General features: G+C 47.0%; 26 protein-coding genes and 1 pseudogene. 12 read left to right on the plus strand and 15 right to left on the minus strand.

The window, feature by feature from the left end:
- The first annotated feature begins 171 nt into the window (after positions 1-171).
- Together H0Z19_RS08650 and H0Z19_RS08655 are read left to right on the plus strand one after the other, a co-directional pair.
- Positions 172-747, plus strand: a complete 576-nt coding sequence (locus H0Z19_RS08650) for a winged helix-turn-helix transcriptional regulator (protein WP_290725774.1) — start codon at positions 172-174, stop codon at positions 745-747.
- A 1-nt stretch (position 748) separates the two neighbouring features.
- Positions 749-1,303: a CDP-alcohol phosphatidyltransferase family protein gene (locus H0Z19_RS08655; RefSeq protein ID WP_290725776.1), complete on the plus strand. Its 555-nt coding sequence runs from the start codon at positions 749-751 to the stop codon at positions 1,301-1,303.
- Positions 1,304-1,309: 6 nt separating this feature from the next.
- Here H0Z19_RS08655 and H0Z19_RS08660 read toward each other — a convergent pair whose 3' ends face one another.
- A complete protein-coding gene (locus tag H0Z19_RS08660; protein WP_290725777.1) occupies positions 1,310-1,879 on the minus strand; it encodes a S26 family signal peptidase in 570 nt (189 codons plus the stop codon).
- Between the two features lie 19 nt (positions 1,880-1,898).
- Here H0Z19_RS08660 and H0Z19_RS08665 point away from each other — a divergent pair, with 19 nt between their 5' ends.
- The 6 genes from H0Z19_RS08665 to H0Z19_RS08690 are packed head-to-tail and all read left to right on the plus strand — an operon-like array spanning position 1,899 to position 6,832.
- Positions 1,899-3,371: a DNA-directed DNA polymerase II small subunit gene (locus H0Z19_RS08665; protein WP_290725778.1), complete on the plus strand. Its 1,473-nt coding sequence runs from the start codon at positions 1,899-1,901 to the stop codon at positions 3,369-3,371.
- Entirely contained in the window at positions 3,364-3,984 is a 621-nt protein-coding gene (locus H0Z19_RS08670) for a phosphoribosyltransferase (protein WP_365892620.1), read from the plus strand. Before H0Z19_RS08665 ends, H0Z19_RS08670 begins: the two co-directional genes overlap by 8 nt.
- Positions 3,981-4,712 carry an S-methyl-5'-thioadenosine phosphorylase gene (mtnP, locus tag H0Z19_RS08675; protein WP_290725780.1) on the plus strand — a complete coding sequence of 244 codons (732 nt, stop codon included), beginning with the start codon at positions 3,981-3,983 and terminating at the stop codon, positions 4,710-4,712. The genes H0Z19_RS08670 and mtnP overlap by 4 nt, the downstream gene beginning before the upstream one ends.
- 33 nt (positions 4,713-4,745) lie before the next feature.
- A complete protein-coding gene (locus H0Z19_RS08680) occupies positions 4,746-5,675 on the plus strand; it encodes a transcriptional regulator (RefSeq protein ID WP_290725781.1) in 930 nt (309 codons plus the stop codon).
- A 10-nt stretch (positions 5,676-5,685) separates the two neighbouring features.
- Positions 5,686-6,198 carry a flavin reductase family protein gene (locus H0Z19_RS08685; protein ID WP_290725783.1) on the plus strand — a complete coding sequence of 171 codons (513 nt, stop codon included), beginning with the start codon at positions 5,686-5,688 and terminating at the stop codon, positions 6,196-6,198.
- Between the two features lie 58 nt (positions 6,199-6,256).
- Positions 6,257-6,832, plus strand: coding sequence for a metal-dependent transcriptional regulator (locus tag H0Z19_RS08690; protein WP_290725785.1), 576 nt, complete (start codon positions 6,257-6,259; stop codon positions 6,830-6,832).
- Here the strand turns inward: H0Z19_RS08690 and H0Z19_RS08695 are convergent.
- From H0Z19_RS08695 to H0Z19_RS08725, 7 genes are read right to left on the minus strand one after another with little or no spacing between them, the layout of a single operon-like run.
- Entirely contained in the window at positions 6,810-7,346 is a 537-nt protein-coding gene (locus H0Z19_RS08695; RefSeq protein WP_290725787.1) for a HemK2/MTQ2 family protein methyltransferase, read from the minus strand. The two genes, H0Z19_RS08690 and H0Z19_RS08695, sit on opposite strands and share 23 nt — an antisense overlap.
- Positions 7,343-8,077 (minus strand): 16S rRNA (adenine(1518)-N(6)/adenine(1519)-N(6))-dimethyltransferase RsmA, encoded by a 735-nt coding sequence (rsmA, locus tag H0Z19_RS08700; protein ID WP_290725788.1) that lies wholly within the window; start codon positions 8,075-8,077, stop codon positions 7,343-7,345. Before rsmA ends, H0Z19_RS08695 begins: the two co-directional genes overlap by 4 nt.
- Positions 8,064-8,300, minus strand: coding sequence for a DUF357 domain-containing protein (locus H0Z19_RS08705; protein ID WP_290725791.1), 237 nt, complete (start codon positions 8,298-8,300; stop codon positions 8,064-8,066). Before H0Z19_RS08705 ends, rsmA begins: the two co-directional genes overlap by 14 nt.
- On the minus strand, positions 8,245-9,564 hold the full coding sequence (locus tag H0Z19_RS08710; RefSeq protein ID WP_290725793.1) for a nodulation protein NfeD: 1,320 nt from the start codon (positions 9,562-9,564) through the stop codon (positions 8,245-8,247). Before H0Z19_RS08710 ends, H0Z19_RS08705 begins: the two co-directional genes overlap by 56 nt.
- A gap of 35 nt (positions 9,565-9,599) precedes the next feature.
- Entirely contained in the window at positions 9,600-11,237 is a 1,638-nt protein-coding gene (locus H0Z19_RS08715) for a thiamine pyrophosphate-binding protein (protein ID WP_290725794.1), read from the minus strand.
- Between the two features lie 5 nt (positions 11,238-11,242).
- Positions 11,243-12,217, minus strand: a complete 975-nt coding sequence (locus H0Z19_RS08720; protein WP_290725796.1) for a 2-hydroxyacid dehydrogenase — start codon at positions 12,215-12,217, stop codon at positions 11,243-11,245.
- 57 nt (positions 12,218-12,274) lie between these two features.
- Positions 12,275-12,532: a septation protein SpoVG family protein gene (locus tag H0Z19_RS08725; protein ID WP_010879274.1), complete on the minus strand. Its 258-nt coding sequence runs from the start codon at positions 12,530-12,532 to the stop codon at positions 12,275-12,277.
- 116 nt (positions 12,533-12,648) lie between these two features.
- On the opposite strand from H0Z19_RS08725, the pseudogene H0Z19_RS08730 reads away from it, so the two are divergent.
- Together H0Z19_RS08730 and H0Z19_RS08735 are read left to right on the plus strand one after the other, a co-directional pair.
- Positions 12,649-13,555: pseudogene (locus H0Z19_RS08730) on the plus strand (IS481 family transposase).
- Positions 13,556-13,629: 74 nt separating this feature from the next.
- Positions 13,630-14,367, plus strand: coding sequence for a Nif3-like dinuclear metal center hexameric protein (locus H0Z19_RS08735; protein WP_290725801.1), 738 nt, complete (start codon positions 13,630-13,632; stop codon positions 14,365-14,367).
- On the opposite strand, the gene H0Z19_RS08740 is transcribed toward H0Z19_RS08735, so the two are convergent.
- Positions 14,364-14,543, minus strand: coding sequence for a preprotein translocase subunit Sec61beta (locus tag H0Z19_RS08740; protein WP_290725803.1), 180 nt, complete (start codon positions 14,541-14,543; stop codon positions 14,364-14,366). The two genes, H0Z19_RS08735 and H0Z19_RS08740, sit on opposite strands and share 4 nt — an antisense overlap.
- A gap of 36 nt (positions 14,544-14,579) precedes the next feature.
- On the opposite strand from H0Z19_RS08740, the gene H0Z19_RS08745 reads away from it, so the two are divergent.
- Entirely contained in the window at positions 14,580-15,548 is a 969-nt protein-coding gene (locus H0Z19_RS08745; protein WP_290725805.1) for an amidohydrolase, read from the plus strand.
- Positions 15,549-15,617: 69 nt separating this feature from the next.
- Here H0Z19_RS08745 and H0Z19_RS08750 read toward each other — a convergent pair whose 3' ends face one another.
- From H0Z19_RS08750 to H0Z19_RS08775, 6 genes are all read right to left on the minus strand, one after another.
- The gene (locus H0Z19_RS08750) at positions 15,618-16,772 is read right to left on the minus strand and encodes a (Fe-S)-binding protein (RefSeq protein WP_290725806.1); all 1,155 of its coding nucleotides are present in this window, start codon (positions 16,770-16,772) and stop codon (positions 15,618-15,620) included.
- 89 nt (positions 16,773-16,861) lie between these two features.
- Positions 16,862-18,571 carry a long-chain fatty acid--CoA ligase gene (locus tag H0Z19_RS08755; RefSeq protein ID WP_290725807.1) on the minus strand — a complete coding sequence of 570 codons (1,710 nt, stop codon included), beginning with the start codon at positions 18,569-18,571 and terminating at the stop codon, positions 16,862-16,864.
- Between the two features lie 103 nt (positions 18,572-18,674).
- Entirely contained in the window at positions 18,675-19,646 is a 972-nt protein-coding gene (locus H0Z19_RS08760) for an ABC transporter ATP-binding protein (RefSeq protein WP_365892628.1), read from the minus strand.
- Between the two features lie 4 nt (positions 19,647-19,650).
- On the minus strand, positions 19,651-20,589 hold the full coding sequence (locus H0Z19_RS08765) for an ABC transporter ATP-binding protein (protein ID WP_290725819.1): 939 nt from the start codon (positions 20,587-20,589) through the stop codon (positions 19,651-19,653).
- Complete coding sequence (locus tag H0Z19_RS08770; RefSeq protein WP_290725811.1) at positions 20,589-21,449, minus strand: ABC transporter permease; 861 nt, start codon at positions 21,447-21,449, stop codon at positions 20,589-20,591. The genes H0Z19_RS08765 and H0Z19_RS08770 overlap by 1 nt, the downstream gene beginning before the upstream one ends.
- A gap of 9 nt (positions 21,450-21,458) precedes the next feature.
- A complete protein-coding gene (locus tag H0Z19_RS08775) occupies positions 21,459-22,469 on the minus strand; it encodes an ABC transporter permease (RefSeq protein WP_290725813.1) in 1,011 nt (336 codons plus the stop codon).
- A 121-nt stretch (positions 22,470-22,590) separates the two neighbouring features.
- Between H0Z19_RS08775 and H0Z19_RS08780 the strand changes: the two genes are divergently transcribed.
- A complete protein-coding gene (locus H0Z19_RS08780; RefSeq protein ID WP_290725815.1) occupies positions 22,591-24,156 on the plus strand; it encodes an ABC transporter substrate-binding protein in 1,566 nt (521 codons plus the stop codon).
- The last annotated feature ends 143 nt before the right edge of the window (positions 24,157-24,299 follow it).

Below are 24,299 nucleotides of genomic sequence, written 5' to 3' on the forward strand. Positions count from 1 at the left end.
CTGGATTGAGAAGTTCTTGGGTGATAAGTTTAGGATGTTGTGCACTTAACCATAAATTCAATTTTAAGAATTATGGGTATGTTGTAATGGGCAGATTGTTGAATACAATTGAAGCTCAATCCGCTAATTTTTTATAAGTTGATGTTGAGAAGGCATAGAGGGTGTTCTGAAATGGCTAAAACTGTCGATATAGATGAAAAGGATCGGATGATACTTGAGCTTCTCGAAAAAGACCCGGAAATGTCCCAAAGTGAAATTGCAAAAGTCGTGGGGCTTTCGCAACCTTCAGTAGGAGCAAGGATAAAGAAACTCAAGGAGCTTGGAGTTGTAAGCCATGCTTATGGGCTCAATATAAAGAAGTCGGGTCTTTACGTTCTCAAGGTTGACGTGAAGTGCAAGAGACCATCAGAAATTATTGATAAGCTTTCAAATTGTCCATTTTTCCTTAACGGGCTCGTATTGGCGGGAGAGAAGAATGCAACTATTTTCCTGGCAAGTGAAGACCTGACAACGCTTGAGGCAATCGTGGACAAGCACATCAGGGCTGAACCTGAGGTTTACGACGTTGAAGCGGGAATAGTCGTGAGGGCTGAGAAGGACACGGTTATGCCTATTAAAATGTACATCGAAAGGCGGGAAGAGGTTCCATGCGGAGATGAAAGTTGTACAAACTGCGACTACTGGGAAATTAACCTGTGCCTCGGTTGTCCAGTAACAGGGCATTACAGAGGGAAGCTGTGGAAGTAGAATGTTAAGCCGGATAAAGCCTCTTACAACGGAGCTAATCTCCCCAGTAGCCTTAAGACTGGCCAAACTTGGAGTGAAACCAAACCACCTTACATTTTCCGGGCTTATTTTTGCTCTCGTTTCTTCCTACTTAATAATTGAGAGAAACGTATTGCTTGCAAGTGTTTTTGTCTTATTCAGCAGTCTTTGCGACCTGCTGGACGGGGCGCTGGCGAGAAAGGCTGAACTAACATCAAATTTTGGAGCATTCTTGGACTCCGTTTCAGATAGGTATGTTGACGTCATTCTATTCATTTCTCTCGGAATCTATGGTGTAAACTGGATAGTTGTTGCGCTTGCGATGAGCGGAGCGTTGCTTGTTAGCTACACGAGGGCAAGGGCGGAGAACATCATCGAAAAATGTGATGTAGGAATTGCTGAAAGAAGTGAGAGGCTTTTGATTCTGCTTCTGGGCATGGTTTCGGGCTACATCTATGAGGCCGTTTTGCTGATAGCCATTCTGAGCCACATAACCGCTCTGCACAGAGTGGTTTACACCTACCTCAAAATGAGATGAACTCAATCAAATCGGAATCAGCAGCCTAACATACCCGATATAGGGTATCCTGAACTTGGCCACCCCGATAATCCACTCTTCCTTTACAGGCTGAATTTTCTCGCCAATTGGCGAAAACGCTGCCGGAACAGCCTGGTCGGGAAGCTGGTTCGTCCTTACATTGTCTCCCTGAGTTATGTATCCGTCACTCTCCGCTATCTGGTTCGTCAGAACGAGCTTTCCGTTAACAATGGCTGGAATGTAATCTCCCTTGTGGACATACGCAATGGCTCTGTGTATTATGGGTTTTCCATAACCATTAGGCTTGTAAACGATAACATCACCATAATTTCCGAAGCTCATGTAACCGCTCTCCACACCTTCTTCCCAAGTCACCACACCTCCCGTGCGGGATGGGCTGAGGAGAAAAACAACGTCGCCGGGATACATGTTGGGCTCCATGCTGCCAGACTCTACTGCAACCATAAATGGCCATGTGCCAGTTATTGCAATACCCCCACCCACCACAACCGCAACGATAATTAACGTTGAGACTACATCTTTCAGAAACTGATAGGTCTTGGATTCGGTGTCCATGCTTTAAGGAGGAGAGGGGATGGTAATTAAAAATATCGATGCTGCAACAGTGGCGAAAAAGTTCTTAGTTAGGGGATACAACATAGACCCGAAAGCTGCGGAACTCCTCTGCAAATCGGGTCTTTTTAGTGATGATATTGTGGACAAAATCTGTTGTGTAGCCAATGGCGGATTCATAATAGAAAAGAGTGTTGTTGAAGAGTTTTTGCGAAATTTGGCAAACCCAAAGCCAAAGCCAGAACCAAAACCCAAGCCGGAGGTTGAGAAAAAAATTAACGAAGTGAAAGCCTCAAACAGTTCTCTGAAGGTCATAAAGGACATCACGGGAAAGTCTTCCTGCCAGGGCAGTGTGGAAGACTTTCTCATGTACTTCAACTCCAGGCTTGAAAAGCTTACAAAAATAATAAGGAGCAGGGTGAACACCACACCGATTGCCTACGCAGGGAAGGTTAAGGGAAACGTGAGTGTTGCCGGGCTTGTGAATGAAGTTTATGAGAGGGGTGACAGGTGCTACATTCGTCTTGAAGACAATACTGGAATGATAACGTGTGTTGCGACAGGCAAAAACGCTGAAATTGCCAGAGAGCTTCTGGGTGATGAGGTTATAGGTGTAACGGGAGTCATTAAAGGCTCCTCACTCTACGCAAACAGAATAATTTTCCCCGACATCCCGATTAACGGGAATGGCGAGAAAAAGAAGGACTTTTACATGGTGTTTTTATCCGATACACACTTCGGAAGCAAAGAGTTCCTCGAAAGAGAATGGAAGATGTTTATCAACTGGCTGAATGGGGAGGTTGGGGGGAAGAAGAGTCAGGAGCTCGCTGAAAAAGTTAAATACATCATAATAGCGGGAGACATCGTTGACGGCATAGGCGTGTATCCGGGGCAGGAGGATGATCTGGCAATAAAAGATATATACGGCCAGTACGAGTTTGCAGCTTCCCATTTGGAAGAGATTCCAAAGCACATAAAGGTGATAGTCTCCCCCGGAAACCACGATGCAGTGAGGCAGGCCGAACCCCAGCCCGCTTTTGATGGAGAAATACGGGATCTTTTTCCGAAAAATGTTGAGCATGTGGGAAATCCAGCTTATGTTGACATCGAAGGTGTGAAGGTTTTAATTTACCACGGGAGAAGCATAGACGATATAATCTCCAAGATTCCGAGGCTCAGCTACGATGAACCACAGAAGGTGATGGAGGAAATTCTGAAAAGGAGACACCTCAGCCCGATTTACGGTGGAAGAACTCCATTGGCCCCTGAAAAGGAAGACTACCTCGTAATTGAAGACGTTCCCGATGTTTTTCACTGCGGGCACATCCACACTTACGGAACGGGGTTCTACAGGGGTGTTTTCATGGTCAACTCCTCAACCTGGCAGGCTCAGACTGACTTCCAGAAAAAGGTCAACCTCAACCCCATGCCGGGAAACGTGGCAGTTTACAGGCCGGGTGGAGAGGTTGTTAGGTTGAGGTTCTACGGTGAGTGAAATGTACCTCGTGCTGAGCTGGAGATACGTGGAAAGCCTTTGCAGAAAGATTGCATTTGAAATCATCGAGGATGGCTTCATTCCGGACAAAATAGTTTCTCTGGTGAAGGGAGGAGTCTTTGTAGGAAGCCTTCTGAGCGATCATCTTGGCGTTTCAAAAATTGCGTGTCTCGATGTCAGAGAAGCGGGAGTTAAGGTTGAGGGAGACAGGCTACTGGTAGTGGACGATTTTATCAACACCGGAAGTACAATGAAGGGAGCTTTAAATCACGTGGAAGGAGAAGAAGTGAGAACGGCATCACTGCTGATGCTGGAAAAGTCTGAGTTCATCCCCGACTACCTTGGAGACTACCTGACCGACCATTACTGGGTAATTTTCCCGTGGAACGTTATTGAAGACCTTTCGGAGCTTATACACGATATACTTCACGAAGAGGGTGAGATGAGCCAGTCAAAGCTGAGAAGGGTTGTTTCTGAAAGAGGTTTGAACATACACACGCTAGAAGCCGTTTTCCCCGGCAAATTTGAAGAAGTTCTCGAGTTACTGGAGCTGAAAGGCGCTATAAAGAAGAAACTTGAGGGGGAAAGGGTTTACTGGAGGCTGGTTGAATGATCGGAATCATTGGAGGAACTCACATCCTCGAAATCGAGGTTCTTAAAGACGTGGAGGAGACAAGGATTGAGACTCCATACGGCGTTGCGGAAGTTGATGTTGGCAGAATCGACGGCATCGATGTTGCGATAATCCAGAGGCACGGCAAAAACAAGGACAAACCCCCCCACAGAATAAACCATCCCGCAAACTTTCAAGCGCTGAAATCACTGGGTGTGAAGTACGTAATCGGCATGGGTTCGGTTGGAGCGCTCAAGGAGGAATTTACCCTTCCATCCCTCATCATCCCAGACGATTACATAGACTTTTTCAGCGGCGTAACAGTTTACAACGACTCGCTTGTCCATGTTACCCCCGGATTCGACGATTATTTGAGGAGCGTACTTTTAAGGGAGGCTAAAAAACATTCGAGCTTTCCCGTAATTGAGAAAGGCGTTTATTTTCAGACAAGGGGACCAAGACTTGAAACCAAGGCTGAGATTGCGATGATAAAAAACTACGCTGACTGTGTGGGCATGACTGCTGGTAGCGAAGCGACGATAGCCAAGGAGCTTGGCCTTAGCTACGCAATCATCTGCACGATGGACAACTACGCTCACGGAATAAAAAACCAGAGAATCGATTACAGGGAGATAGTGGAGAAGGCAAAGGAGAATGCCCGAGAATGCCTCAAAATTGTCGAAGAAGCCGTGAAAAAGGTCTGGGAAGAAAAAATCCAGAGGACATAAATCTTATATAGTAACGCATATACATCATTGTAAATGTATGCCGCCTTGGTTGAATCAGTGGTTAAGATACTCCAGAAGGCTGATTTTAACGTCGCAGATTTAGCCGAGACTAAGCCAAGATGCTTCGACATTGTTGCAAGAAAGGATGATGTCGTTCTTCTCATCAAGGTTCTCTACAATGTTGACTCTTTGAAACCTGAGGCGGCAGAGGAGATGAAGAAGCTGACGAAAATTTTGCGGGCAAGCCCTATAGTAATCGGGGAAAGATTCAAGTTCGACTTCCTTGAAAGAGGGGTTGTTTATACACGCTACGGTTTGCCTGTTATCAACCTCGCAACCTTTTACGACTTTGTTGTTGAAGGGATCTATCCATATGTTTACTCCGCACCTGGCGGTTACTACGTTAAGCTCGACAGCGAGAGGATAAGAGAGGCCAGGGAGAGACTGGGGTTGAGCGTTGGAGACATGGCAAAGATGCTAGGAGTGTCAAGAAGAACAGTAAAGAAGTATGAAGAGGGGACAGACACAACGCTTTCAACAGCCGCAAAAATTGAGGAGATCATCGGAACCTTTGCGATAAAGGAAATAGACCTGCTCAATTTCGTTGAAGCAAACGTTAACGAGGAAGAAGAGATTGAGGGAGAGGAGGGAGAGATAATTGAGCAGCTTAGAGTTATAGGCCTGTCAGTTTATCCGGTCAGGCAGGCCCCCTTTGATGCAGTCTCACAGGCGAGAGAAGACCAGATCCTTACTGGATTCAAGCAGGTAAGGGAGATCGAAAAGAGGGCAAAGCTTCTCGGTAGGATTTCAGAAGCTATAGATGCGGAGGCAGCATACATTACCGACAAGGTTTGCAGGAAGAAGGTCGAATCAGTTGTTTTTCTTGTAAAGGAAGAACTCTACTCTGTTAGCAGTGCAAAGGACTTTATCTCCCTTCTGAAAGAGAAAAGTTGTGAGGAGTGAGGTGGTGGGAATGCTGGAGTATTTGTATCCTCTGAGAACTTATCTAGTAGTATCAGGAGTTGAAAAACCAAACGTGATGACTGCCGACTGGGTTGTTCCTTTGTCATTCAACCCGCAGCTTCTCGGAGTGGCGATCGGGCACAGCAGGTACACGCACTCCCTCATTAAGGAATGCGGAGAGTTTGTGGTTGCGGTTCCGACAATAGAGCTTCTTAAGGATGTCTGGAAGGCTGGAACGCTGAGCGGGGCGAAGGGAGACAAAATGGAGAAGCTAAGTCTCACGCTGGTTGAGTCCAAGAAGGTTAAGGTACCCTCCATCAAAGAGTGCCAGGCAAATATTGAGTGCAAAGTTGTCAAAGAAGTCGAAACGGGGGATCACACCTTCTTCGTTGGAGAGATACTCGACGTAAGCTACGGAGATGCCTTCAAAGAAGGGAAGCCAGACATTAACTACAAATTCGTTATGCATGCAAGCTTCGGAAAGAACTTTACCACAAACTCAAGCGAGACTTTCGAACCCTAAATTTTTGCTTCATCAAAACACGAAAGTATTATTTAATTCACATCTGTAAATTATAACAATGGAGAGAGTAGAAGAGTACCTTGAAGCAATTTACGACATCCAGGAAGAAACCAGCAAAGTTGCCAAAACGGGTGAACTGGCAAAAATTCTAAACGTGAAGCCTTCCAGTGTAACAGAGATGCTCATAAAGCTCAGAGATATGGGCTATGTGGATTACCAGCCGTACAAAGGAGCAAAGCTGACGAGGAAGGGGGAGGCAGTTGCAAAGAGAATCAAGAAGTACTACCTCGCTCTCTACCACTTCTTCAAGAACTACCTGGGTATAGAGGATGAGCTTGCTGAAAAGCTGAGCTGCGAACTTGAGCACCATATCACAGAAGATGCGTTTGTTAGAGTGTGCAGAATCATCTCTGGAAACTGCGAGGTTTGCGAAAGCTGCACTCAGGAATACATAAACCTCTCCGATGCGGACGAAGGAGATTACGAGGTTATCGTAGCACCATCTTATCTGACAAAAATCGGGTTGAAGCCGGGAGAAGTCATAAGCGTTGTTGAGGGCGAGATAGAAACGCCAATGGGCAGGTTCAAGATTGACGAGAGTGTCAAGAGGCTCATAATTCTCTCCAGATTTTGATTGCATAAAGCCTTTCGAAGAAGACCCCTCTTTCTCTAATAATTTCGTATAAAAATCCTCTATCCTTAATTAGGTCGAAGACCTCCGGCTCGTTCTGCGAGGAGGCTATCAGGATTGCTCTCCCGCCGTCATCCATGATTTCGTCCAGCATGTCCAGGAATTTTCTGATGACCTCAATTCCCCTTCTACCACCGTCAATCGCAACGTCAAGCCAATCCCCTCTTTTGAGATCATCCTCAAGCTCCACGTAAGGAGGGTTGAAGAGAACGAAGCTGAATCTCTTCCTTATCCCTCTCGCAATGTCCGTCATCACAACATCCAGGCCTTTACACCTCAGCTCCCTTGCAGCATAGGGAGAGATGTCGGTCGTCAAGATGCACCTGCACCTCCCCTTTAACCTCTCAGCGACGAACCCGCTTCCCGCACCGATTTCGATTACCTCGTCCTCCGGCTTAATCTCCTGTAAGGCAGCTTCAAGAAGGAGTTCGCTGTCCTCAGCCGGTTCGTAAATCATTCTTCCACCAGAATCTCAGCAAACTTTTCCGCTCCAAGCTCTTCAGGTCTTTTTTCGGCAAGACTCCCCTCAAGGGCTACGTCAATACCGTATCTCTTTTTGAACTCCCGCACTATATTCCCCATCTTCTTTCTTTTCATGCTGAAGGCGAAGGTGACAAACTTCTCAAAAAGCTCCCTGTCCCTCACCTCAACCTCTGGCTCCGGGATGATGCGGACTATTGCAGAGTCAACTTTCGGTGGGGGATTGAAGCTGCTTGACTTCACAACTTCCAGCAACTCCGCCCTGCAGTAGGTTTTCGAGATTACGCCGAGTCTGTTGTCATCCCTGCAAAGCCTCTCAGCAAACTCGCGCTGATACATTATGACTGCGAGCCTGAAATCTGATTTCAGGAGCTTGAAGGTGAGGGGGGATGAGATCTTGTAGGGAATGTTCGACACGAACTTGGTGAAGGGTGGAAACGCAACCTTCAGCGCATCACCCTGTATAAGCCTGAATTTTCCCTCTTCTATGAATCTCGATAACTTCTTCCTGAGCAACTCCACCATCGCCGGGTCTTTTTCTACACCAACAACCCTGCATTTTCTGAGCATGGCGGAAGTCAAGTTGCCGGTTCCGCATCCAACTTCCAGAACAACATCGTCTTCAGATAGCTCCGCATATTTTACAATCCTCGAAATAACTCTCCTGTCAACCAGCATGTGCTGTCCAAGGCTCTTACGCATTCTCATGCAGCTTCCCAACCTCAAGCCCTATTTCGAGCCACGCCCACGCCCAGATAACGCATTCAAAGGCTCTGATTAAATCCCCTTTTTCCAGAAAATAATGTGAGTCGCTGATGTATGCCCTTATGTTCTCCATGAATTCTTTATCCCCATCAATCCCACTCATCCTCTCTTCAATTCTCCTTAGCCACTTCAGAGTCTCCTCTCTCAGCTCCTCTTCCAGTTTCAACTTTTCTCACCTTCAGCGTCAAACCGTCCCTTTCCACAACCTCTACCTCGTCACCTTTCCTTAGCTCCTCATCGCTCACAACCTTCCATATCTCGCCCCTAACTCTGGCAAATCCTCTGCCGTTGCTGAACTCCAGTATTTCTCCTCTTTCCCCAACAACCTCTCCAACGCTGCTCTTCTTCTTTCTTATCTGCGCAATCTTGACTATCATGAAGGTCATTATTCCACCCATGCCCACGCCGATTCCAGCGATGAACTTTGGAAAAGCTTCATAAAAGGATTCTGGCATCAGGGGCTCGTTGAAAAGAATCAGCAGTCCCAGTACGACGGAGATTACGGAGGCTGCACCAAGAACGCCGTATGTGGGTGTTAAAAGCTCGGCAATCAGGAAAATTACACCGAGAACAATCAGCAGCAATCCGAGGAGGTTTATACCGATAACCCCAAGTCCTGCAAGGGCGAGGATGAGGCAAATCGCCCCAACCGTCTCGGGAACAATTCCAGGAGACGTTAAGCCGAATATGAGGAGGTATATTCCCAGCAATAGCAGGATGGCTGCAAGCTGCGGACTTGAGATTATCTCGTATATGCTCGCCTGCAAAGGCTTCTTAACCTCGATAATTCTGTAGGTGTCAAACTCGAACGTTACGGTCTTTCCATCTACCTCAGCACTCCTCCCCTTGAGTCCTTTTATAGCCTCACTTTCACTGTTGGCAATGTAATCAACAATGCCCTGCTCAAACGCCTCCTTCGCTGTCAGGGTGAGAGCTTGAGTGACAAACTTCTCCGCAACCTCTTCATTCTTCCCCCTCTCCCGCGCAATGTCCTTTACGTAGCCTGCGATGTAGTTCACGGTCTTGTTCTCAACTTCCGCACTTCCAAAGCCCACGCTGACGGGAGTTGCGGCACCTACAGCAGTACCATCCGCCATGATGGCAATATGTGACGAAAGGAGGATAATTGAGCCTGCCGAAGCGCACATTGCCCCGCTCGGAACGTAAACCACCACAGGAACCTCGCTGTTTAGAAACATCTTGACTATCTTTTGCGTTGAGCTCAGCAACCCACCCGGTGTGTCAAGGACGACAAAGAGTACGTCGCATCTCTCTCTGAGGGCAAAATCGTAGGCGTGCTGCAGGGTGAGATAAGTCCCCTCGTTTATCTCTCCCCTGACCTCTATTTTCGCCACCTTAAGCTCAGCAGCACTTGACAGGCTAAGAAGCAAAATCAGGGACAGTAAAACAAAAAGTGGTGAAAGTTTCATGTCCTTTTCTTTGACAGAACTTAATTTAACATTTGCTACATCTTCACACTTGGCTGGGGGTTGAATGGAGCAAAGGAGTCTGGGGAGATGCGGAGGTCCAGGACAAAGGGCTTGTCGGAGCCGAGCATTTCCCTTATAGCGTCATCAATTTCACCGTCCGATGATACGGCAATCCCTTCAGCTCCGAAAACTCTCGCCAGTTCCGCAAAGTCAGGATTTGTGTGTAGAGTTCCGTAAACCCTTCCCACCTTCTGAAGTTTCTGCCTGAAGTAAAGGACTCTGTACGAGTTGTCGTTAACCACGACCACTTTCACCGGAATCTTTTCCCTTACAGCAGTTTCCAAATCTTGCACCGTCATCATGAACTCCCCGTCACCCACAACTGCTATGGCGGTGTGTTCGAGAAGTGCTGCAGTCATCGCTGCCGGAAATCCGAAGCCCATTGCTCCGTGGTTTGTGGCTGCGAGATAGCTTCTCGGTCTCCTCGCTCTGATGTAGGCCTGAGGATACAGCACGTGCATTCCCTGTCCAGCGGTAACCACTGTGTTTTCGGGCAAAAGCTCATTCAGCCTCTTGAAGAATTTTGCTGGATTCGCGAACCCCTTGTATTCCATGTTTACAGCATTCGTAAGCATTTGCTCCCAGCTCTTCCTCCAGCCTTCAATTTCCTTCAGCCAGCTTTCTGGAGCCCTGTAGCCTTCCACCTTCTCAACGAGCCTCCTGAGAAAATCAACGGCGTCGCTGTAGCTTATAAGTGCATAGTTCAGCTTCTTTCCTGCTTCCCTGTCCAGCGTGACCGCTACAACCTTTCCAGAAGGCATCCAGTTGTAGCCGTAGGTTGAAACGTCCGTAAGCTGGCATCCAAGACAGAGCAGGAAGTCCGAGTTTCTGAGAGCTTCATCCGCGTGTATGCTCCCTCCTCCAAATCCCGCTCTGCCCAAGCATAGAGTGTGCTCCTCATCAATCGCTCCCCTTCCATTCCCCGTGGTTGCGACGGGTATTGACGTCTTTTCCACCAGCTTTGTTAAAAGCTTGCTTCCTTCCTCACTGTTAACACCGAATCCTGCAAGTATCAAAGGCCTCTTTGCTTCCTTCAGCATTTCTGCAACCTTCTCGACCTCATCCTCACTGGCTTTTGGTTTTTCCGCCTCAATTTTGACCTCTTCATCGCTGCTTTCCTCTAACCAGATGTCCTCTGCCACCTCAACGTAAACCGGCCCGCACTCCCTGATTGCGATTGAAAAAGCCTCTGCGACGACGCTTTGAACCTTATCCGCATCCTCAACCCTGAACGTGGCCATCGTTATTGGCCTCATCACAGACTGCTGGTCGACCTCAAGCATCGTGTTCTTCCCGTAGAGCTTCCTTTTTGCCCCTCCTGAAATTACAACCATTGGAGAGCCATCTTTATAGGCGTTGGCAACGCTGATTGCCGCGTTAAGTGTGCCTGGAGCAGCATGAACGAGGCTGACTCCCGGAAAGCCCGTAAGCCTTCCCTCTGCATCTGCCATCGAGGCAGCAACCTGCTCGTGTCTGCATGAGATGTATCTTATACCTTCTCTGTAGTCGTAGAGTGCATCAACAAAATCAACAACAGAGGTTCCGATGATGCCGTAAACTCTTTTCACACCAAACTTCTTCAAGCAGTCCGCAACAGCATGTGCCGCATCCATTTTCATCACCCGCTTACAACATGTCTGATCTCCTCTCCCCTCAGCGCCCTCGCAATGTTCTCCATCGCCTCCCTTATTATCCTTAGCCTCGCCTCGTTCGTCGCTCCGGCTATGTGGGGTGTGAAGAGAACATTGTAGTCCTTAAGCTCTAGCAGCTCGCTCCCTTCTGGAGGTTCGTTAGCAAAAACGTCAAGTGCAGCCCCTGAAATCCACTTCTCCCTTATTGCCTTTACGAGGGCTTTTTCATCCACAACCTCTCCTCTGGCAACGTTTATCAGTATTGCAGAGTTCTTCATCATCTTCAACTCCCTCTCACCTATCATCCCCTTCGTTTTTTCTGTAAGGGGCACATGAAGGCTGACGATGTCCGCTTCCTTGAGCAAATCCTCGAAATCCCTGTATTCCGCACCATACTGCTTTTCAACATCCTCAGCCCTCTTTATGTCGTAGTAAATGACTCTGACACCCCATCCCTGCAACCTCTTGACAAGTTCTCTGCCCTGCGCACCCATGCCAATAATCCCCCAGGTTTTACCGAAAAGCTCGTACACGCCAAGATTTGCCATCTCATCCTGCTCCCATTTTCCGCTTAAAACGCTGTTGTGCGCATACACAAGTCTTTTGAGCAGAGCGAGAGCGAACATCACCGTGTGCTCCGCAACACTGAGCGCGTTAACTCCGCCAACGTTAGCGACGGTAATTCCAAGCTTTCTTGCCGCATCGACATCTATGTTGTTGTAGCCTGTTGAGGGCTGCTGGATGAGCTTTATCTTCTGCATAGCTCTCATCATTCTCTCCGTTATCGGTATTTTGAACGTGTAGTCTCCTATTACAATCTCTGCATCCTTTACAGCCTCAACAATGGCATCTTCGTCGAACTCGTTTATTACAACAACCTCGACCTCACCGTCGTAGACGGACGAGATGAGGGCTCTCACTACACCTTCCGGCAGTGGGGAAAAACTCACAATTTTGACCATGACATTTGTAAAATGTTAAGGTTAAAAAAGCTTTAACAAAAACCAAAATCTGGAAATCTACTCCTGCTCCTGGTAGGCCTTCAAAACTGCATCTACTATCTTATCTCTCGCCTCCCTACTAACAGGATGGAAAACGTCCTGAAAGCTACCATCCTTCATCCTTCTGCTGGGCATACTTACCCAGAGCCCTTTCTCTCCTTCCACAACTTTCAATCCCTTCACGACAAACTCGTTGTCAAAACTTACAGACGCGTAGGCCTTTACACTTCCATTCCCCTTCGATTTGTATATTCTAACTTCTGTTATTTCGGCCAATTCTAACCCTCCTTTCAAATTTCGTTACTCTCGAACAAAGAAGTATATAAGAATTTTGATTAGAGATGTTAGATGTATAGTCCCGAAATAACTTTACACTCCAACAAGATTACCACGTGAGGAAACTAACAAACAAGGACATAGCAAGAATAGTGAAACAGTGGCTTAAAGGGAAACCGATAACAAAGATAGCGGAATTCTTCCAAGTAACAAGGCAAAGAGTCCACCAGATAATCAAAAAGTTCAGGGAGACAGGAGAAATTCCCTTCCTTCGAAAACCAGGAAGGAAGCCCAAAGAGATAGACGAGGAAACAGAAAAAATCATCCTAGAAGCCCACAAACAGTTCAACCTCGGGCCAATTCACTTGGAAAAGAAGATAGAGGAAGTTTATGGGATCCATATCCCTCACAACACCATATACAAAATCTTACTCAAACATGGTTTGGTGGAGGAGAACATGAAGAAGAAAAAGCAGAGAAAGTGGGTTAGGTATGAAAGAGAACACTCCATGAGTTTGTGGCAGGGAGACTGGAAAATGATTCACCTTAATGGAGAGGAGAAATGGATAATTGCCTTCATGGACGATGCAAGCAGAGTTGTGACATGTTGTGGTGTTTTTGATGAGGCTACTACGGAGAACACCATCAAAGTTCTGAGAAGAGGATTTGCTGAATATGGCATTCCAGATGAAATATTGACGGATCATGGAACCCAATTCGTTCCTTCAAGGAATAGAGATTCTGCAAGCCACAAATTCAAGCAGTTTCTTGCTGAACACGGTGTAAAACATATAGTTGCCAGGATAAAGCATCCACAAACCAATGGCAAGATAGAGAGATTCTGGATAAGTTGAGAGAAGAGCAGAAAAGTTTGGCTCAGTTGAGGCTGTTGTAAGATGGCATAACGAGGTTAAGCCTCACAAAAGCCTGGACTGGGATGAACCGATCAATGCGTTCTGGTGCAAGCTCCCTCCTGAGAGAGTTTTGTGGTTTGTAAGGAGGTGGTGGGATGAGAAAGTGTAAATATAATTTGGGATACCACAATTAGAGATGTTAGACTAAACGTTAGGTTAAATTACCATTGCCCTACTTAGCCCATGGAACTTGCTGAAATCGTAAACTTTCTCGACGAATACCTTCAAATCGGAAATTATCAGGATGTATCAAACAACGGCCTGCAGGTTGAGGGCAAAAGAGAGGTTGAAAGGATAGCCTTCGCAGTTGATGCCTGCATGGAAAGCTTCAGAGGAGCGATTATGGCAAATGCAGACATGCTAGTGGTGCATCACGGTCTCATCTGGGGCGGGATAGGATACATCAGAGGAATCGTAAAGAAGAGGATTGAGTTTCTCTTGAACAACAATCTCTCGCTCTACGCAGCCCATCTCCCCCTCGACGCTCATAGAGAAGTCGGGAACAACGCTACAATTCTTAGAAAAATAGGGGCAAAGCCTCAGAAAGAGTTTGGAGAGTATAAGGGAGTTAAGATCGGCTATACAGCAGAGTTGAATGAACCTGCTGCAGTGAGCGAGATTGCTAAAAAGTTCGAATCGGCAACGATTCTGTCCTTTGGCAGGGAGAAGGTTAAGAGTGTTGCAGCCGTTTCTGGAAAAGGATGCTTTGCCCTGAATGAGGCCATTGATGAGGGTGTTGGGCTATTCATCACAGGAGAGCCAGAGCACGAAGCCTACCATCTGGCAAAGGAGGGGGGTATAAATGTACTCTTCCTCGGACACTACGAGAGCGAGAAGTTCGGAGTGCTGAGCTTAATGGAAGTTGTAAAAGAAAAATTCGGACTTGAAACGGTGTTCCTTGATATCCCAACGAACCTTTAAGGCCAGAGGCCGTAGTAAGCGTTCAGGATTATTACAAGAACTCCGGTAACGATGCCTGCTGCCAGAACAGTCTTCGGACTTATTTTTATCTGCGTTTTTTCCTCCTCGAAGTACCTCATTATACCTGCAGATGACATCAGCGGTGGTGTCTTGTCCTTCCCCTTCGGCCTTGCCATGGTAAAGGTTTTGTGGGTGAATATTTAACCCTTCCTATGGAAGTTTACAGCGGCATCCTCGTCACCCATGAAGGCACCTTTCATGGTGATCTCATCGTCAATGAAATGGTTTTCGAGGAGAGCAGGGTTGAGAAGGATGAGTATGTCATTACCAGAACTTTCTTCAACGCTCACACACATCTCGGCGATGCTGCACTCAGAGAGGCTCCGAGAATTGAGCTTGAGAGGCTTGTTGGGCCCGGCGGTTACAAGCACAGAATGCTTGCCACAGCGGATTTAGCGATTTTAAGGGAGCACGCAATCGCTGAAGTGGAGAAGTCCAGGGATGAAGGCACATCCCACTTCCTCGACTTCAGGGAGGGAGGAAAGGCTGGACTGGATGTTGTGAGAGGTGTTGATGGAGTTCTGACTCTTGCCAGACCGGAAAGCGTTGAAGAGGCTGAAGAAATCGATTCCTTCGGCTTCGCGTACAGCAGCGTTAGAGACCACGATTTAAAGCTGATTGAAGATGTCAGAGAGGTTGCAAGGCGAAGAAAAAAGGTTTTTGGAATCCACGCTGGAGAGAGGGATTGTGGGGATGTCGATTCCGCCTTATCTCTTCAGCCAGACTTGGTCGTGCACATGAACATGTGCCCTGAAATGATTAGAGAGTTTATCGAGGAAAGAATTCCGATAGTGAGTTGCATCAGAAGCAACGCCTTTTTTGGCCTTCTGAACAAAAAAAGCTACGAGTTCCTCAGCGAGTATGACCTCTGGATGCTCGGAACGGACAACGCAATGATCTCTACAGCCTCAATACTCGACGAGATGCACTTTGCAGCTTATTTAGTGGGCAATGAAGGGGCAGTTTTGAGAGCCGCATTTGCCGGATACGAAATTTTCAACATCAGTCACGGATACACAGTCTTCAACAGGAATTACAGCTTCAGGAGAACATCTGACCCGCTTCTAACTCTCGTGAGAAGAGCAGGAGTTAGGGACATAGAGAAGGTTTTGCTTCCCTGATTTTTCCCATCAATCTCAACTCTGTTTTTATCTCGCACTGAAATAGGGGGAAACAAAAATAAAAAGAAATTACTCCTCGCCGTACGCTGCTTCGTATACTAGCTCGACTATGTCCTTCACAACGAGCTGCTTGTCGAGCTTTTCAGTCTTCACACCATCTTCGAGCATCAGCAGGCAGAACGGACAGGCTACTGCAAGCACATTTGCTCCAGTCTCAGCAGCCTCCTGAGCCCTCACCCTTGCAGGCTGAATCTCTCCCGGATAATCACCTACAATGTTTCCCGCTCCCCCACCGCAGCAGAGCGACATTCTTCTGTTGTTTTTCATCTCGACCAGCTCAACGCCCGGAATGAGCTTTAGCACTTCTCTCGGCAGGTCGTAGATGCCGTTGTACCGTCCCAAATAGCAGGAGTCGTGGTATGTAACAGTCACATCCAGCTTGTTCTTTAACTCAATCTTTCCGCTCTTTATCGCATCTCTCAGAATCTCAAGGAACAGCTTTACCTCGTAGCCCTCGTACCAGTTCTTGAACGCGTTGAAGCAGTGCGGGGAGTGAGTGAAGAGCTTCTGTACACCATACTTATCAAAGGTTTTGATGTTCTCCTCCATCAGGACTTCGAAAAGTCCCTCCTCACCTGCTCTCCTCACGTCGTTTCCGCAGCATCCTTCTTCCCTACCCAGTGTTGCGAAGTTTATGCCGAGGTCGTTGAGTATTCTGGCAATCTTAAGCGTGACGTTGATGTTCCTGTTCTCGAAGCTGTGCGCACAGCCCACGAACCACAGCCACTCAAACTCTGGGTTGTCCTTGACTTTCGGAACCTCCGCCTCACTCTTCTTAACCCAGTCCTCTCTCTTGAACTTCCCTATTCCCCACGGATTCTTCTGCTTCATTATGTTCTGGAAGAAATCCCTGATGTAAGGAGGAGTCTTTCCGTTCTCCACCAGCACTCTCTTTATCGCAAGCATTGTTTCGCTTGGCTTAACGTCTCTCGGGCAGAACTCGGTGCAGAGATTACATGAAAGGCAGAGCCACGCTTCCTCAAAATTCTCTATAACCTCTCCAACACCGAATCTTGAAAGAAGCACGGGTTTTCTTGGAAAGCTTGCATCAGTCGTTGAGACAGGGCAGATGCCCGTACATGTACCGCATTGGTAACATCTGACGACTCTCTCCGCACCAAACTCTTTTAAAATTTCAAAATACTCAGGGTCTATCGTAATCATTTTATCGTCCTCCTTGAGCTTGTCAGATGCTATTCAAGGTGGTTTAAAAGCATTTCTAAAAATGTCAAACAAAAAAGAAAAATAACAATTTAACCTTTCATTTTCTTAACTTCTTCCTCCCTTAAAACCCTCCTGAGTATCTTCCCAACAGCCGACTTTGGCAGCTCGTCCCTGAACTCAACGAGCTTCGGAACCTTGTAGGCAGCAAGCCTCTCCTTGCAGAACTGGATAATCTCCTGCTCCGTAACCTTCCCTCTGTATTCTGGCTTCAATACTATGTACGCCTTCACCGTCTCTCCTCTGTATGGATCCGGCACGCCAACAACCGCTGCCTCAACAACAGCTGGGTGCTCGTAAAGAACCTCCTCAACCTCTCTGGGATATATGTTGTACCCTCCGGCTATTATCATGTCTTTCTTCCTGTCAACGATGTAGAAGTATCCATCTTCGTCCATCTTCGCCATGTCTCCTGTCAGCAACCAGCCGTTAACAAGGACTTTCTTTGTCTCCTCCTCCATCTTGTAGTAGCCCTTCATGACCTGAGGGCCCTTTATAACCAACTCTCCCACCTCGCCGGGAGGTAGAACTTTGCCCTCATCATCTATGACAAGAGCATAAGTGTCTGGGAAAGGTACTCCGATACTTCCTTCTTTGTTCACACCATAGATGGGGTTCGCGTGAGTTACAGGAGAGGTCTCGCTCAGCCCATACCCTTCAACGAGTTTTCCACCGGTAATCTCTTCAAACCTCTTCTTGATTTCAACCGGCAGTGGGGCGGCGCCGCTGATACATGCCTTTACTGAACTCAAATCATACTTTTTCAGGTCTGGATGATTCAGAATCGCTGCGTACATCGTCGGAACACCACAGAAAATGGTGGCCCTGTACTTCTGAATGCTTTCGAGAATTCTCTTGATATCTCTTGGGTCAGGAATCAGAACAATCGTCGATCCATTTGCGATAGGAGCGTTCATAGATGTCGTCATGCCAAAGCTGTGGAAGTATGGCAGAACGCCTATGAACACATCATCAGGTGACCTGTCAACAACCCACTCCAAAGTCTGGTAGACGTTGGCCACCAGATTAGAGTGTGTCGACATAACAGCTTTCGGCACTCCGGTTGTTCCTCCTGTGTACAGGAATGTGGCTACATCCTCTTTTGGATTAACACTGCCCCTCTCCTTCGTTGGTGGAGTTTTAAGAACATCCTTCCAGTAAACAACTTTCTCAGATTTTTCAATCCTTACTTTCTCCTTCTTGAGTGGATAAAGGATGTTCAACGGGAATGGGAGATAATCCTCAATTTTACAGATTACCGCTTTCTTTATCTTGCCTTCAGCAATAAGGTTCTTTATTCTTGGATAAACGAGCTCCACAAAGAATCCATACTCTGCCTCGCTGTTCTCCTGAATGTATCTGATCTCCCTCTCCGTGTAAAGCGGATTGCACTGCACAACCGTGGCTCCAGTCTTGAGGATACCGTAATATGCAGCTACGTAATGGGGGGTGTTAGGGAGATCGAGAATCACCCTACTGTCCTTTCCAACTCCGAGATTTTTAAGGAATGCCGCAATTCTATCGCTTGTTTCGTCAAGCTCCCTGTATGTGATCTTTTTTCCTAAGAAAATCAGTGCCGTCTTTTCCGGATACTTTTTTGCCGTCTCTTCAAGAATCTGGTACAGCGGGATTTCGGGGTAGTCAATGTTTGGTCTCACACCCTCATCGTAGTGTTTAAGCCATATTCTGTTTATTTCCTTCTCATCAATTTCTGTGATGCTTTTTCCTTCCACACCAAGCATATTGTTAATTAGTATGATGACTATTTAAAATTTTTTTAAATGAGAAACAGATTAACAATTATTGATAATTAATATTACAATTGGGCCAAAATTTTTAAAATCGTTAAAACCCGCCCTCTAGCGGAAAATGGCACGCGAAGCTGTGCTCCTCACATACAAGCTCTGGCTCTTCCTTCTTGCACTTTTCCCTCGCAAAGGGGCAGCGTGGGTGATACCTGCAACCTGACGGAATGTCGATGGGATTGGCAATATCGCCAATAATCTCCACTCTTCTCTCCTTCTTCAAGAAGCTCGGAACAGATGACAGCAACGCAGCAGTGTATGGATGTTTTGGATTGTGTATCACCTCTCTTGTCTTTCCCATCTCCATTATTTTTCCAAGGTACATTACCGCAATTCTGTCTCCAACGATTCTCGCCACTGACAAATCATGGGTTATGAAGAGCATGCTAAGGTTGTACTCCTCCTTAAAGGACATCAGAAGGTCAAGAATCGCAGCTCTTAAGCTCACGTCTATCATAGACACAGGTTCGTCAGCAACAACGAACTCTGGCTTTAAAATCATCGCCCTCGCAATGGCAACTCTCTGCCTCTGTCCACCGCTTAGCTGGTAGGGCATCCTGTTGTAGAACTGCTCTCCCGGCAGACCGACTCTGTCGAGCATCGACATGGCAATTTCCTTTGCTTCCTCATTCCCTGCAATACCGTGGATTGTTAGTGACTCGACAAGGTGCTCTCCGACCTTCATTCTCGGATTGAGGGATGCGTAGGGGTCTTGAAAGACCATTTGAATGTACTTTTTCATTTTCCTCTGTTCTTCCTCGCTGAGGGATGATATTTCTCGGTCTTTGAAGTAAATTTTCCCGCCTGTAGGCCTTTCAAGACCAACGATTATCCTTCCTGTTGTGGTTTTTCCACACCCGCTCTCACCAACGAGGGAAAGGACTTCTCCTCTCTTCATTTCAAAGCTCACACCATCAACTGCCCTGATAAAGTCCCTTCTCCTGCTTAGCAACACCTCAAGAGCAGACTTCTGGACTGGAAAGTACTTTTTGAGGTTCTCAACTCTCAGCATTTTATCACCCATAGAGCCAGCACTTCACAACTCTTCCATCAACTTCAACCTCTGGCGGCTCTCTCATACACATTTCGCTGGCATTTGGACATCTTGGCCTGAATCTGCAACCCTCAGGCGGATTTATCAGGTCTGGGGGAAAGCCCGGTAAAGGCTTGATCTCCTTGTCCATCCACACGTCCGGGACTGACTGAATCAAGCCCTTCGTGTAGGGGTGAAGAGGATCATTGGTGAGAGCCTCAGCATCACCCATCTCAACCAGCCAGCCCGCATACATAACAGCAATCCTGTCGCTCCTCTCAGCAGCGAGAGCAAAGTCGTGTGTAATGAGTATGACAGCCCTCCCCTCCCTCTTCATGTCCTCCAGAAAATCCATGATTTTCTCCTGAACTATAACATCAAGGGCTGTAGTTGGCTCATCAGCGATTAAAAGTTTGGGGTTCAGACTTATGGCCATTGCAATCATAACTCTTTGCCTCTGCCCTCCGCTGAGCTGGTGGGGGTAGGAGTCAACTCTTTCAGGCTGTAAGCCTACTTTTTCCAGCATCTCTCTTGCCATCTGCCACGCTTCCTTCTTCGTCACATTCATGTGCTCCATTATTGTTTCCGAGATCTGATCCCCCACCTTTTCGAGAGGGTCGAGGCTGGTCATTGGGTTCTGGAAGACCATCCCTATCTTGTCTCCCCTGATTTTTCTCATCTCCTCATCACTTAAAGACAGTAAATCCAGGCCGTCAAAAGTTATCTTACCTCCTAAAATCTCGCCTGGATGGTCAATCAATTTCATAACGGAGTGAGCAAGAGTTGATTTGCCACAACCGCTCTCACCAACAATCGAAACGAACTCACCCTTTTTTATAGATATTGAGACATTGTCCACCGCCCTAACAACTCCTCTGCGCGTCCTGAAGATTGTTGTTAGGTTCTCTATGTCCAGCAGCATCATCTCTCCCTCCCAATTGCGTATATCTCGCTAAGCCCCTCTCCGACCAGAGCAAAGCCAAGTGAAAGCAGCATCACCATAAGTCCCGGAAAGGTAATCATCCACCAGTAACCTGCTGGTAGATATGGCCTGCCTGAGGCGAGTTCAAATCCCCAGTCGGGGGTGGGGGCGCTTACAATGAAACCGAGAAAGCTCAACCCCGCCTCAGTAAGGATTGCATCTGCAACGCTTAGGGAAAAAACAACTACAAGTGTTGGAATGAGGTTCGGAAAGATGTACTTTCTCATTATTCTCCAGTCACTCGCTCCCGTTGCCTTCGCCGCCTCTACAAAAAGCTGGGATTTGATGCTTAAGGTCTGTCCTCTTATCATCCTGAAGTAAGTGGGAACGTAAACTACCGATATGGCAACAACGGCATTGAAGACACTTGGACCCAGAACTGCGGCAATTGCAATAGCTAAAATAAGGCCGGGAAATGCATACATACTGTCCATCAGCATTGAGAGGACTCTATCAAGCCTACCACCAAAATAACCCGAAATTAATCCTATTGGGACTCCAATAACCGTAGATACAAGTGAGGCAGAGAGTACTACGGAGAGAACGACTCTCGAGCCGAAAACAATTCTTGAGAAGATATCTCTGCCGAGGTTGTCTGTCCCCATAATGTGCTCAGGACTTGGGGGCTGGAGAACGTCCTTCCCTGACTTTATTGGGTCGTATGGTGCGATGAAAGGGGAAAAAACAGCCATCAGAGCAACGATTGTGATTATCGCAATTCCCGATATGACCATATACCTTCCTTCAGCCTCAGGAAGGAAGCTGAATATCGTCGTTGCCAGATTTCTGACCTCAGCCATTCCACCACCTCAGTACCTTATCCTCGGGTCCAACAGTGCGTAAATCACATCCACCACGAGACTTATTAGGGCGACAAAGACCGCATAGAAAACGATTGCCCCCTGCACAGAAGTGTAATCCCTGTACTCTATTCTTTCAATCAGAAAGGTTCCCATTCCCGGCCATGAGAATGTCGATTCTGTGAGTACAGCTCCAGCGAGCAGAATTGCAAACTGCAGTCCCATGAGCGTGACTACGGGAATGAACGCATTCTTCATCGCGTGAAACACAACTTTCCTGTTCCTAACTCCCCTCGCCCTGTAGGCTTTTATGAAGTCCTGACTGAGCACTTCTATCAGGTTGTTTCTCAAAAGCCTTGTGTAGGCTCCTGAAAGCACTATTCCTAAGGTTAAAGCTGGAAGAGCCAGATGGGCAAAGGCATCAGCTAAGGAGTTCATGTTAAGAGTCAATATACTGTCAAGAACATAAAGACCAGTGACAGTGTCTGGAGTGTTTCCTGGAGTTATTCTGCCGCCAATGGGCAAAACCTTGAGGTAAACTCCGAAAAGCATCTGCAGGAGCATTCCGAACCACGGAATGAAGAGTGTGTATGCGACAATGCTATAAATCCTCATTCCTGAGTCAACCTTGCTGCCTCTCCTGAAAGCTGCAATGGATCCGGTGGCAACTCCTATCATAACACTCAAAACAAAGCCGAATATTGTAAGCTCAAGCGTTGCAGGAAAGTGATCCATGATTTCCGCAATTACAGGCCTCTTTCCCCATATCATTGACTTTCCAAGGTCTCCCGTAAAGACACCCTTCAGGTAATCGATGTACTGCTCGTGGTATGGCTTGTCCAGCCCTGCTTCATGGCGCAGTCTCTCTAAGACCTCTTCAGGAACCTTCTGACCGACCATCGCAGTTATAGGATCGCCAGGGATGATACGCAGTATGAGAAAAACGATTGTTAGCAGTATTAGCACCGTCGGGATAACCATTAAAAATCTTGTTATTATGTAAGCCGGAAGTGACGACATCGGATACGATTGATGTGCTTGGCTTAAAAATTTATCCCTGAGTGGAAAAAGAATGATTAAATAAATTTTTGTCAGCTGTTTTCAAGATAGTGTTATATATCATAACAAGAAATTTCATAGCATGAAGAAGGTATATATTCTGGCACTTTTGGTTGCTGCAGTAGTAATATTGGGCTGCGCTCAGCCAACTGAGCAACCATCAGAAGAAGCAAAGAAGGTGAAGATTGAACTCTGGTGGACACCAAGTCATTATGGCGACACGGAGAAAGATCTCGCCCAGGTTCTCAAGGAGCAGCTTGAGGCTACGGGGATGTTTGAGGTCGAGCTGAAGAGCGCTGAGTGGTCTACCTACGTTGACTACGCAAGAAAGAGTGCGATGATGGCTTCGCTGTTTGGATGGTATCCAGATTACCTCGATCCAGATGATTACACTACACCCTTCCTGAAGTGCACTGCAAACAACTGGCTCGGCTATCCTTACTGTGACGAGGAGATGGATCAGCTACTGGAGCAGGCTTCAGTAGCAACCACGATGGAGGAGAGAGAGCAGCTTTACAAGCAAATACAGCAGAAGCTTGCCGAGGATGCTCCAATCATTCCATTAGTCCAGGGCAAGCTGACCATCGTTGCGAAGGACGACATTAAGGGAATAACACTCGACCCGACAATGATCTTCAGGTACTACCTTGTTTACTCTGAAGAGCAGAAGGACACCATAACCATTGGTGTTACTGACAAGATTACAGACCTCGACCCTTCAAACGCCTACGACTTCTACACCTGGGAGATACTGAACAACATCATGGGAGGATTGGTGAGATACAAGCCCGGTACAACGGAACTTGAGCCTTACCTTGCCGAGAGCTGGAACGTGAGCGATAACGGACTTGTTTACACCTTCAAACTAAGAGAGGACTTGAAGTTCGCCGATGGGACACCATGCAAGGCTCAGGACGTTGTAAGGAGCGTTAAGAGAGTTATGACGATCCAAGGAGACCCATCCTGGCTCGTTACAGACTTCGTTGAGGATGTAGAGGCAGTTGACGACTACACGGTCAAGTTCACACTCAAGAAGCCAACGGCCTACTTCATAGCGCTGCTTGCAACTCCGCCATACTTCCCAGTCCATCCAGCTTACAAGGCTGAAGAGATCGACCCTGACCAGACTGCAGGCGGAGTCGGGCCATACAAGATAGTTGACTGGAAGAGAGACCAAGAACTCATTCTCGAAGCCAACCCGAACTTCTTCGGAGATCAGCCAATGACCAAGAGAATCGTCATTAAGTTTTACAAGGATGCCACAACGCTCAGACTGGCGATGGAGAAGGGTGAGGTGGACATCGCTTGGAGAACTCTCGCACCAATCGACATCGAGTCTTTGAAGGAGAAAGAGGGGTTGCAGGTCATCGAGGCTCCGGGTGGATTCATCAGATACTTAGTACTTAACGCCAATGAAAATACAGACTATCCGACCAAGAACATTTACATCAGAAGGGCCATTGCAGCGGCAATTGACAGAGAGGATATTGCCCAGAGAGTCTACAGAGGAACTGTGGAACCGCTCTACTCCCTCGTGCCTATAGGAATGTGGAGCCACGAGGATGTATTCAAGGATATGTACGGAGACGGCAACATTGAGCTTGCAAAGGAGTACCTGGAGAAGTACTTTGAGGAGGCTGGATCTTAGAGTAGCTTTAGATTAATTTATTTCTTTTTTATTTCTTTTTTTGATGAAGCTTGACTGTTGAATAAAAGACTTAAGTAGGATGCGGCTTAGTGTAGTTTCCTAAAATTATTTCCTGCCATCGAACCACCTCCAGCAGTAACCCA

The sequence above is a fragment of the Archaeoglobus sp. genome, assembly GCF_017656475.1.
Lineage (GTDB): Archaea > Halobacteriota > Archaeoglobi > Archaeoglobales > Archaeoglobaceae > Archaeoglobus.